General features: G+C 74.3%; 2 protein-coding genes and 1 pseudogene. 2 read left to right on the plus strand and 1 reads right to left on the minus strand.

What is annotated here, in order from left to right:
- Positions 1-990, plus strand: a pseudogene (locus ACFWEJ_RS27690) (hypothetical protein); the annotation flags it as partial.
- 48 nt (positions 991-1038) lie between these two features.
- Here the strand turns inward: ACFWEJ_RS27690 and ACFWEJ_RS27695 are convergent.
- Positions 1039-2253: an ROK family protein gene (locus ACFWEJ_RS27695; protein WP_377232382.1), complete on the minus strand. Its 1215-nt coding sequence runs from the start codon at positions 2251-2253 to the stop codon at positions 1039-1041.
- Positions 2254-2358: 105 nt separating this feature from the next.
- Between ACFWEJ_RS27695 and ACFWEJ_RS27700 the strand changes: the two genes are divergently transcribed.
- Positions 2359-4017 carry a glycoside hydrolase family 13 protein gene (locus tag ACFWEJ_RS27700; RefSeq protein WP_377232383.1) on the plus strand — a complete coding sequence of 553 codons (1659 nt, stop codon included), beginning with the start codon at positions 2359-2361 and terminating at the stop codon, positions 4015-4017.
- The last annotated feature ends 62 nt before the right edge of the window (positions 4018-4079 follow it).

The following is a 4079-nucleotide window of genomic DNA, read 5'->3' on the forward strand; positions in this document are numbered from 1 at the left end:
CAACGCCGCCTGGAAGTCCACATGGACGGCTGCGGCGAATGCACCCGCGCGTTCATCGACGTCCGCGAGGTCTCCTGGATGCTCCGCGACCTCGGACAACACCTCATCGCCGGCGGACTGCTCACCGGCACCGCCGCCGGTGCGGGTATCGCCGGCGCCGCCGGATCCACCCGCGCGACCAGGCTCCGCTCGTTCGGCACCAAGCACGCCGCGGTGGCCGCCGCCGTGGTCGCGGCGCTCGCCATCGGCGCCGGCGCCATGGCCCTGATCGCCGTCCAGCCCGACAGCCCTTCCATCCAGGCCGACGGCGAGCCGTTCGACGGCGGAGGCCCGGAGGCACCCGTCGAGTCGGACCCGACGCGGGAACCCTCCTCGCCCGCCGACCCGCCGCGGCGTCCGGCCGCGCCCGCCGAGGAACACACCGACGCCGAGCCGACTGCGGCACCGGACCCGGTCACGGCCGCCGTGCCCGCCTCGGCGGTGACCACGGAGACGCCGTCCGCGCCCGCGGAGACGCCGGCGCCGCCGCGGAAAGCCCCCGCACCGGCGAAGGACAAGCCCGAGTCGAAGGACCCCGGTCCGGCCAAGCCGGAGACGCCGCCGGCCCCCAAGCCGGAACCGAAGCCGGAGCCGAAGCCCGAGACTCCCCCGGCGCCCGGCCCGCCCGACAAGGGCCCCGGCGGCCCGCCCGGCAACCCGTCCAACGACCACGGCAAGGGCCCGGAGAAGGACAACGACCAGGGCCCGGGCAAGGGCAACGGCCACGACAAGGGCAACGGCCACGACAAGGGCCGCGGAGACGATCACGGCCGGGGCAACGGCAACGGGCACGGCCGCGACCACGGCTCCGGCAACGACAAGAACCATGGCAACGGCAGCAGCAAGGGCCACGGCAAGGACAAGGGCTCCGACAGGAGCAAGGGCTCGGGCAGCGACAAGGGCAAGGACGCCGGCCACGGCAAGGGCCACCACGACGGCCGAGGCCGCTAGCACCACCCGAACCCACGACCCTGAACCAACGACCCCGCATCAACGCCGCTAGCCCTCGACCCCCAGCGCCAGGTCGAGCGCCTCCGTCCGCACACGCTCCAGCGCGAGCGTCGACGCCCCGACGATCACGGCGTCCGCCCCGAACGACGACGCGACGAGCTCCGGGGCCGGCGGGTGCACCATCCCGTCCAGCACGGCGGCGGTCCGCCGCAGCAGGTCCCCGACGACGGGCGCGACCCCGCCCGCCACGATGATCCGGTCGACGTCGAGCATGCCGTCGATGACGGCGCACACCCGCGCGAGGCGGTCGGCCAGGCGGTCGACGACGGCGGTGGCGCCCACGTCGCCGGCCGCAGCCGCCGCGAACACCGCCGGGGCGTCGATCGCGCTCGTGGGCAGGGCGCCCAGGGCGCTGCCGGCGGGCAGGACGCCCGACTCGCGCGCCTCCCGGCCCCAGGCGCGGGCGAGGTGGCCGAGGCCGTGCGGGCTGCCCACGCCGACCACGTAGTCGAGCACGCGCATCTCGCCGGCCCCGCCGTTGCTGCCGCGCACGAGGGCGCCGTCCACCACGATGCCGGCGCCGAACCGTTCGCCGGACAGCAGCGCGGCGAACGACCCGACGTCGCGCCCCGCCCCGAGGGCGCGCTCGGCGTGCGCGGCGAGGTTGGCGTCGTTCTCGACCGTCGCGTGCCAGCCGCGCTTCCGGAAGTGCTCGGCGAAGCCCGGGTTCATGCGCGCCCAGAAGGTGTTCGGCCCCGGCGGGGTCGCGCCCTGCGCGTCCGTCAGGGCCGGCACGCCGACGGCGATCCCCAGCACCCGCGCGGGGTCGACGCCGGCCGCGGCGAGCGCCTCGTCGACCGTGGTGTCGGCGACGGCGAGCCGGTCGGGCACGTTGTCGTGCGCCCGGTCGATCGGGTGCTCCTGCCGCCCCACCTCGGCGCCCCGGAGGTCGCTGACGGTCGCGAGCACGCGGTGCTGCCCGGCGTCGACCCCTACCACGTACCCGGCATCGGCCCGCAGCTGGTAGAGCCGGGCGGGCCGGCCCTTCCCCGCGGGCTCCGGGGCGCGCTCGACCTCGCGCATCCAGCCGAGCTCAATCAGCTCGGCGCACCGGCTGATCACGGTGGAGCGGGTCAGCCCGGTCGCGTGCATGGCCTCGGTCGCGGTGAAGACGTCGGTGGCCCAGGCGAAGTCGAGCACGCTCACGGCGTTGATGCGTCTCAGCAGTCCGGAGGACGACGCGTTCTGTGGTGCTCGGCTCACGCTTGACCTTTCGTCCCCGACGCTGGAGGCTCTCTCCAGGGCATTAAATCTAACGCTTGCATAAAATTACGACCGCTCGACCACGACAGCAGAGGATCCAGCACCGTGACCAGCACCCTCAGTGAGCAGCAGCTCCTCGTCGACGACCCCACCTGGTGGCGGCAGGCCACCGTCTACCAGATCTACCCGCGCAGCTTCGCCGACGCGAACGGCGACGGCATCGGTGACCTGCGGGGCATCATCTCGCGCGTGCCGTACCTGAAGCGCCTCGGGATCGACGCCGTCTGGCTGAGCCCCTTCTACCCGTCGGCGCTGGCCGACGGCGGTTACGACGTCGCCGACTACCGCGACGTCGACCCGCGGATCGGCACGCTGGACGAGTTCGACCAGATGGTGGAGGCCCTGCACGGCGCCGGCATCCGCGTCATCGTCGACATCGTGCCGAACCACTCCTCGGACCTCCACGCCTGGTTCCAGCAGGCCCTGGCCGCGGCGCCGGGCAGCCCCGAGCGGGCCCGCTACATCTTCCGCGACGGCCTGGGCGAGGACGGCGCGCAGCCGCCCGCCGACTGGACGAGCATCTTCGGCGGCCCGTCGTGGACCCGCGTGCCCGACGGCCAGTGGTACCTGCACCTGTTCGCCAAGGAGCAGCCCGACTTCAACTGGGACAACCCGGAGGTCCGGGAGGACTTCCACCAGACCCTGCGGTTCTGGTCGGACCGGGGCGTCGACGGCTTCCGCATCGACGTGGCGCACGGCCTGACCAAGGACCTGGCCGAGAACCTGCCGAGCCAGGCGGAGCTCGACGCGATCACCGAGCCCGGCGCCCACCCGCTGTGGGACCGCGACGAGGTGCACGAGATCTACGCCGGCTGGCGCCAGGTGTTCGACGAGTACACCCCGCCGCGCATCGCCGTGGCCGAGGCCTGGGTCGACACACCCCGGCGGCCCCGGTACGCGAGCGCCGACGGCCTGGGCCAGGCGTTCAACTTCGACCTGCTGGAGGCCGACTTCGACGCGGCCCAGTACCGGAAGATCATCACCGACAACCTGGCGCTGTCCGCGGCGTCGGGGTCGTCGACCACGTGGGTCTTCTCCAACCACGACGTCGTCCGCCACGCCACCCGCTACGCCCTGCCGCCGCGCGACGGCAAGCCGGGCAAGCAGGGCCAGGCCTGGCTGCTGTCCGGCGGCACGGAGCCCGTCGCCGACGTCGAGCTGGGCCTGCGCCGTGCCCGCGCGGCCACGCTGCTCATGCTGGGCCTGCCGGGCAGCGCCTACCTGTACCAGGGCGAGGAGCTCGGCCTGCCCGAGGTCGCCGACATCCCGGCCGACCAGCACCAGGACCCGGCGTTCTTCCGCAACCCGGGCGTCGACCCGGGCCGGGACGGCTGCCGCGTGCCGCTGCCGTGGACGCGCGAGGGTTCGTCGTTCGGCTTCGGCACGGGGAGCGCGCACCTGCCGCAGCCCGCGGGCTACGGCGACCTGTCGGTCGAGGCGCAGGACGGCGTCGTCGGCTCGACGCTGGAGCTCTACCGGGCGGCGCTCGCGCTGCGCGACGAGCTGCAGACCGACGAGACGCTGGAGTGGCTGGACGCGTCGGACGACGTCGTGCACTTCGCGCGGCCGGGCGGCTGGCACGTCGTGACCAACTTCGGCACGGAGCCGACGGCGCTGCCGGACGGCGAGGTGCTGCTCACGAGCGAGCCCCTGGCCGACGGCCTGCTGCCGGGCGCGACGACGGCCTGGGTCCGCACGGCGTGACGCCGCACGGCGGCTGGTGACCATGCAGCTGCTGCCAGGACGGGACTCGTCCTGGCAGCAGC

It is taken from the genome of Promicromonospora sp. NPDC060204, assembly GCF_042728455.1.
Lineage (GTDB): Bacteria > Actinomycetota > Actinomycetes > Actinomycetales > Cellulomonadaceae > Promicromonospora.